The following is a 6,881-nucleotide window of genomic DNA, read 5'->3' as shown; positions in this document are numbered from 1 at the left end:
ATCAGCCACCCGCCATTGCCACCGTTCGCCCCCGAGCCCGGTGCGCCGTTGGCGCCATCGCCAAACAACGGGCGCCCCGTCAGAAACTTCACCGGGGCTAACGCGAAGGCCTGCAGGTCCTGCTCCAGGGTCTGCAACGGCGAGACATTGGCCGCCTCGGCAGCCGCATACGCGCCCGCCGCGCTGTTCAAGGCCTGCACAAACTGGTCATGAAACGCCGCCGCCTGCGCACCGAGTGCCTGAAATCCCTGGCCATGGGCGGAGAACACCGCCGCAATCGCCGCCGACACCTCATCCTCAGCCGCGGCCAGCACCCCTGTCGTCGGGGCGGCCGCCGCCGCTTGCGCGACGCCCAGCGCTGAGCCGATGTTGGACAGATCCGTTGCCGCCGAGGTCATTATCTCCGGCGCCGCGATTACATACGACATGTCGATCCTCCTACTGGCCAGCCCCTGGTTGTCACTAGCCCGGCGGTCCTCAACTGTCAGGTAGGTGCACCGTAAGCAAGGGGTCTGGGGGAAGCCTCAGTAGTCGATTACCTAATTCTCAGGACATCGCGCGGGCGAAGGTCGACACGTTCGGGTCGACGGTGGCCGACGTGTCCTGCGTGGAGCTGCCCGACGAGCCGGACGCGCAGGCGGCGGTGGAGAAGCAGCTGCTGGCGGTTCTGGGCGGCCTGGAGGCGTAGGCCCGCCGTGCCCGCTTATATGCCGAGTTCCTGGTAGATCTGCGGGAGCAACTGGAAACCGTCGGGAGTGAGATAAAGCCAGTCGTGGATCTGGTCGTTGGCCAGCACGAAGCTGATCGGGGCGTGTTGAGCCACGGCTTCTTGCTGGAGGACGATCGCGTCGGCCGAGAGCGAATCGAACGAGCCCACGTAGACGTAGGTCGGCGGCAGTCCGTGGAGCGAGCCATACAGCGGGCTCACCAGCGGGTCGTTCTCGGGAAGGTTGCCCGCCCATTGGGGGGCGACAACTGCCCCGGACCCGAAGAGCCCACTGATCAACGGCGAATTCACAAAGGGATCGTTGATGAGCGCAATGTTTGGATTGCTATCACTCACGTCCAACCACGGGGCCAGCAGAACCAGTGACGCCGGAATGGTTTCGTTATGGGCCACCATGTACTCGACGGCAGCCAGCGCCAGGTTGCCTCCCGAGGAGTCCCCGGTCACGCTGACGTTGGGTGCCCCGTGCAGGCCGACCTGCGTGGAGATGAAGTCGGCAATTTCGGGAACCACCGTGCCGGCGGTGCCTCCTTGCTGCACGAGCGGGTAGAGCGGCACTTCGATGGTCGCGCCGGTCTGGTACGCCATCAGCGTGTAATCGAGCCAGTGGAAGAACGTCGGTTTAAGGGCAAAGGCGCCGCCGTACAGGGCGACCACGTAGTGACCGGACGGATGAGCCGGGGTGATCTGCACGACGTTCATCCCGTCAAACGTGGTGTGCTGCACCGTTTCCCCGAACAGCAGCGGCAAGATCTTCGGCGGAGAGTTGGTGAATTCCACCGACAGGAGCGGAGCGACGACTCGCTGTGCCAGTTGAGTGCTGAGCTCGGGCGGAAGGAGGTTCGCAAAGTCTCGTATCGCAAACAGCGAAGCGGTCGAAATCCGGCTCGCCAACGACGGTGTGCCGGTGAAGATCGCACCCTGCGTTGCCGAGACGAGCGAGGGCGGCGACCCCATGATGTCGGAGGCGAGCATGTTGATGTACCCGGTGATCCCCGAGGCGCCAGCCGCCTCGGCGGCCGCATAGGCACCGCCGGAGGCGTTCAACATCTGCGCGAACTGGGCGTGGAACTCCGCGGCCTGAGCCCTGAGCGCCTGAAACTGCCGGCCGTGGCTGGAAAACAGCTCCGCGATCGCGGCCGACACCTCATCCTTCGCCGCCGCCACGATCCCCGTGGTCGGGGCGGCCGCAGCCGCGTTGGCCAGGTCGAGTGTCGAGCCGATATTGGCCAAATCCGTTGCCGCCGAGGTCATTACCTCCGGCGCCGAGATCAGATACGACAATTCCACACCTCCAAGCCGCGCCCCGGTACTACCCGGCCGCTCGCTGGCGATCATGTGATACGCGCAGCGTACGCCGAATTACGGGGCGCTTCGGGAAAACGGGGGCCTATCGGGACTGCTCGGAGTTCAGCTGGCGCAGGGCTTGGATGCGCTCCTGAATTTGCTCGCGCGTCGCCGCGGCGATCGGCGGGCCACCACACCGACGGCGCAGTTCGTTGTGGATCCAGCCGTGCGGCTTGCCGGTCCGGTGGTGTGTCGCCGACACGAGGGTGTTGAGCTCGCGGCGCAGGTCGCGCAGCTGGCCGTGCATCGACGGAACGGGAACCGGCGGCGAACCGTTGGCGGCCCGCTTGGCCAGCTGCTCGTCCTGGCGCCGGTGCAGCAGGGCGCGCATCTGCTCGGCGTCGAGCAGTCCGGGGATGCCGAGGTAGTCGGCCTCTTCCTCGCTACCGGCCGGCGCGGCGGTGCCGAACGAGGACCCGTCGAAGATGACCTGGTCCAGCTCGGCATCGGCGCCCAGCGAGGTGAAACCCTTTTCCGTTTCCGTCTTTTCGGTCTGCGCCCGCACGGCGGGGTCACCGTCGAGGGGATCGGCCTCCTCACGGTGCGGTTGGCCGAGCACGTGGTTGCGTTGGGCCTCCAGCTCGCTGGCCAGCTGCAGCAGGCTCGGCACTGACGGCACAAAGATGCTCGCGGTTTCGCCGGCCCGGCGCGACCGCACGAACCGGCCGATGGCCTGGGCGAAGAACAGCGGCGTCGAGGCGCTGGTGGCGTAGATCCCGACCGACAGCCGGGGGACGTCGACGCCCTCGGAGACCATGCGCACCGCGACCAGCCAGCGGCTGGTGCTCTCGGCGAACTCGGTGATCCGGGCCGACGACCCGGGATCATCGGACAGCACCACCGTCGGCGCCTCCGAGGTCAGCTTCGTCAGCAGGGCGGCGTAGGCGCGGGCCGCCGTGCGATCCGAGGCGATGATCATGCCGCCGGCGTCGGGCACGTGCGCCCGCTTTTGGCGCAGCCGCTCGTCGGCGGCCGCGATCACCGCGGGCATCCATTCGCCGGCGGGGTCGAGCGCCGTGCGCCACGCCCGCGCGGTCTGTTCGGCGGACAGCGGCTCGCCCAGGCGCGCGGCGTGCTCCTCGCCGGCGCTGTCCCGCCAGCGGGCCTGCCCGGAATAGGCGAGGAACACCACCGGCCGGACCACGCCGTCGGCCAGCGCCTCGGTGTAGCCGTAGGTGTGGTCGGCCTGCGACCGCAGCACCCCGTCGGCGCCGGAGGCGTACGTGACGAACGGGATGGGGCTGTCGTCGCTGCGAAAAGGCGTGCCCGTCAACGCGAGCCGGCGGGTGGCGTCGCTGAACGCCTCCCGGATGGCCTCGCCCCAGGTTTTCGCGTCACCGCCGTGATGGATCTCGTCGAAGATGACCAGGGTCTTGCGCTGCTCGGTGCGCACGCGGTGCAGCGTCGGGTGCGCGGCGACTTGCGCGTAGGTGACCATCACGCCGTGATACTCCGGCGAGGTCTGGGGACTGGTGTTGGAGAACCTCGGGTCCAGCGCGAGGCCGTGCCGCTGCGCCGCCAGCGCCCACTGCACCTTGAGGTGCTCGGTGGGCACCACGACGGTGACCTGCTCGACGGCGCGCTGACCGAGCAGCTCGGCCGCCACCCGCAGCGCGAACGTCGTCTTGCCGGAGCCGGGGGTGGCGACGGCCAGGAAATCGCGCGGCTGGGTGGCAAGGTATTTCACCAGCGCCCTGCGCTGCCAGCCGCGCAATGCCGTGCCGGTGTCGCTGCCCGCCTGCACCGAAACAGCTCCCCCCAAAGTTGCATCCTCGACACGGCCAGCTCGGTTCGGCGGCGGGTGTGAAATGTAGCATGCCAACGCTTTTCGGCGCAGCAGCGACGCACGCGATCGCGTCTAGCCGGCGTGGGCCGCCAGGTCGCGGGCCTCGAGCCAGGTGTGGATTCGTTTGGCGACGTCGGCCCATCCCGTTTCGAGCATCATGTTGTGACCCATCCGGAAGAACTCCGGCTCGGTCCGGTACGCGCGCGCCGTGGCGCGCACCGCGCCGACGCTGACGAAGCCGTCGTGCACGGCGCCGAGCACCAGCATCGGCGTGGTGACGCGGTCGGTTTTGACCCGGCGGAACATCGGGTCGGTCATCGCCGCGCGGATGCTCTCGGGACCGGCGCGGTGCCAGCAAGATAGGACGACTTCCTCGGGCGTGTCCTTGCAGAAGAGGTATGTGCGGGCCAGGGCCGACGTGCGGAGGAACTTGACCAACGTGGGGTCGTTGAACGAGTGCACGGTCATCCAGGGCCGCCGGCGCCAGACGCGCAGCGCCGCCCCGAGCACACCCGACGGCGGCAGGGAGCCCACCAGCACCGCGGCCGGCGCCGTTCGGTCTTCCAGGTAGCGCTGGATCGTGTAGCCGCCCAGGGAATGCCCGATCAGCACCGGCGCGCCGCCCAGGTCGTCAGCCACCGAACGGACGTCGTCGATGTAGTCCTCGATGCAAACCTTCGGCAGCGGCTTGTCGGTGGGGCTGGTGCCGTGCCCGCGCAGGCTCATGGCGACCGCGCGATAGCCCGCGTCGGCGAAGAAGTCCAGGAAACCGTCGTCCCAGCACCACGCGCCGTGCCAGCCGCCGTGCACGAAGAGCAGCGGCGCCGGGTGGGCATCGGTGCACGAACCCTTGTCGATCACCTCGAGCATGAGCCGACTTTTGTTCGCTCGCGTCGCGACGTCAAGCCCCTCGGTGGCGCGAGTGTGCGGGTAGCCGCACGCTCGGCGCCGAATGTGCGGCCAGCCGCACGCTCGGCGTTCAGTCCGCAACCACTAGGCTGGCGGGGTGTTTGAATCGCTGTCCGACCGATTGACCGGCGCCCTACAGGGGCTGCGCGGCAAAGGTCGTCTGACCGACGCCGACATCGAGGCCACCACCCGCGAGATCCGGCTGGCGCTGCTCGAAGCGGATGTGTCGCTGCCCGTGGTGCGCGCGTTCGTGGGGCGGATCAAGGAGCGCGCCAAGGGCGCCGAGGTCTCCGGTGCGCTGAACCCGGCGCAGCAGGTCGTCAAGATCGTCAACGAGGAACTGATCGGCATCCTGGGCGGCGAGACCCGCCAGCTGGCGTTCGCGAAGACGCCGCCGACCGTGATCATGCTCGCCGGTCTGCAGGGCTCCGGTAAGACGACGCTGGCCGGCAAGCTGGCCGCGTGGCTGCGCGGCCAGGGGCACACGCCGCTGCTGGTGGCGTGCGACCTGCAGCGGCCGGCTGCGGTGAACCAGCTGCAGGTCGTCGGCGAGCGGGCCGGGGTTCCGGTGTTCGCGCCACATCCCGGAGCCGGTGCACCGGGGCCCGATGTCGGGCCCCCAGACCCGGTCGCCGTCGCCGCGGCCGGCCTCGCTGAGGCCCGCGCCAAGCACTTCGACGTCGTCATCGTCGACACCGCGGGCCGGCTGGGCATCGACGACGAGCTGATGGCGCAGGCCGCGGCCATCCGGGACGCCGTCGAGCCCGACGAGGTGCTGTTCGTCCTCGACGCGATGGTCGGCCAGGACGCCGTCGCCACCGCCGAGGCGTTCGGCGCGGGCGTCGGCTTTACCGGCGTGGTGCTGACCAAGCTCGACGGTGACGCCCGCGGCGGCGCCGCGTTGTCGGTCCGCGAGGTCACCGGCGTCCCAATCCTTTTCGCGTCCAGCGGCGAGAAGCTCGAGGACTTCGACATCTTCCACCCGGACCGGATGGCCAGCCGCATCCTGGGCATGGGCGACGTGCTGACGCTGATCGAGCAGGCCGAGCAGGTCTTCGACGCGCAACGCGCCGAGGAGGCCGCCGCCAAGATCGGCACCGGCGAACTCACACTGGAGGACTTCCTCGAACAGATGCTGGCCATCCGCAAGATGGGTCCGATCGGCAACCTGCTGGGCATGCTGCCCGGCGCCGGCCAGATGAAGGACGCGCTGGCCGAGGTCGACGACAAGCAACTCGACCGGCTGCAGGCCATCATCCGCGGGATGACGCCGCAGGAGCGCGCCGACCCGAAGATCATCAACGCGTCGCGGCGGCTCCGCATCGCCAACGGCTCCGGGGTGACGGTGGCGGAGGTCAATCAGCTGGTCGACCGCTTCTTCGAGGCCCGCAAGATGATGTCGTCCATGCTCGGCGGCATGGGCATCCCCGGTATCGGCCGCAAGTCGTCGACCCGAAAGGCCAAGGGCGCGAAGGGGAAGAAGGGCAAGAAGGGCGGGCGGGGGCCGACGCCGCCCAAGGCCAGGAACCCGCTGATGCAGGGCATGCCCGCCGGGTTCCCCGACCTGTCGCAGATGCCCAAGGGCCTCGACGAGCTGCCACCCGGCCTGGCCGACTTCGACCTGTCCAAGCTGAAGTTCCCCGGCAACCCCGGCAAGAACTAGCCGCGCCGTGCGGATGCGCCTGCGGGGCCTGGAGCTGCCCGGCGAGACCGAGGTCCAGCTGTGGGTCGTCGACGGCCGCATCAGCACCGAACCGGTCGCGGGCGCCGACACCGTCTTTGACGGGGGCTGGATCGTGCCGGGCCTGGTGGACGCGCACTGTCACGTCGGGCTCGGCGACGACGGCGAGATCCCGCTCGATGAGGCCGTCGGCCAGGCCGAGGCCGAACGCGACGCCGGCGCGCTGCTGTTGCGGGACTGCGGCTCCCCGACCGACACCCGCAGCCTCGACGACCGCGACGACCTGCCCCGCATCATCCGGGCCGGCAAGCACCTGGCCCGGCCCAAGCGCTACTCGCGCGGCTTCGCCGACGAACTCGAGGACGAATCCCAGCTGCCGGATGCGGTGGCCCGGGAGGCCCGCCGCGGCGACGGCTGGGTCAAGCTCGTCG

Annotated in this window: 5 protein-coding genes and 1 pseudogene; 2 read left to right on the top strand and 4 right to left on the bottom strand. The window is 69.3% G+C overall.

Translation table 11 applies throughout. The features are described 5' to 3' along the window. The 4 genes from A9X00_RS24840 to A9X00_RS24825 all read right to left on the bottom strand — a co-directional run. The coding region (locus A9X00_RS24840) for a PE family protein (protein ID WP_082975499.1) at positions 1-428 on the bottom strand (428 nt) is incomplete at its 3' end. Positions 429-703: 275 nt separating this feature from the next. Continuing rightward, positions 704-2,065, bottom strand: a complete 1,362-nt coding sequence (locus A9X00_RS24835) for a PE domain-containing protein (RefSeq protein ID WP_067159581.1) — start codon at positions 2,063-2,065, stop codon at positions 704-706. 52 nt (positions 2,066-2,117) lie between these two features. Then, positions 2,118-3,836 carry a DEAD/DEAH box helicase gene (locus A9X00_RS24830; protein ID WP_067159578.1) on the bottom strand — a complete coding sequence of 573 codons (1,719 nt, stop codon included), beginning with the start codon at positions 3,834-3,836 and terminating at the stop codon, positions 2,118-2,120. A gap of 96 nt (positions 3,837-3,932) precedes the next feature. Beyond that, on the bottom strand, positions 3,933-4,730 hold the full coding sequence (locus A9X00_RS24825; RefSeq protein ID WP_067159575.1) for an alpha/beta hydrolase: 798 nt from the start codon (positions 4,728-4,730) through the stop codon (positions 3,933-3,935). Positions 4,731-4,866: 136 nt separating this feature from the next. Between A9X00_RS24825 and ffh the strand changes: the two genes are divergently transcribed. After that, positions 4,867-6,432 carry a signal recognition particle protein gene (gene ffh, locus A9X00_RS24820; RefSeq protein ID WP_067159572.1) on the top strand — a complete coding sequence of 522 codons (1,566 nt, stop codon included), beginning with the start codon at positions 4,867-4,869 and terminating at the stop codon, positions 6,430-6,432. A 13-nt stretch (positions 6,433-6,445) separates the two neighbouring features. Continuing rightward, a pseudogene (locus A9X00_RS24815) lies at positions 6,446-6,881 on the top strand (amidohydrolase family protein); the annotation flags it as partial.

This window comes from Mycobacterium sp. 1245805.9 (assembly GCF_001672915.1).
In the GTDB taxonomy this organism is placed as follows: Bacteria; Actinomycetota; Actinomycetes; order Mycobacteriales; family Mycobacteriaceae; genus Mycobacterium.
The sequence above is the reverse complement of the archived record's forward strand: the minus strand, read 5'-3'. Positions and strand labels throughout refer to the sequence as shown.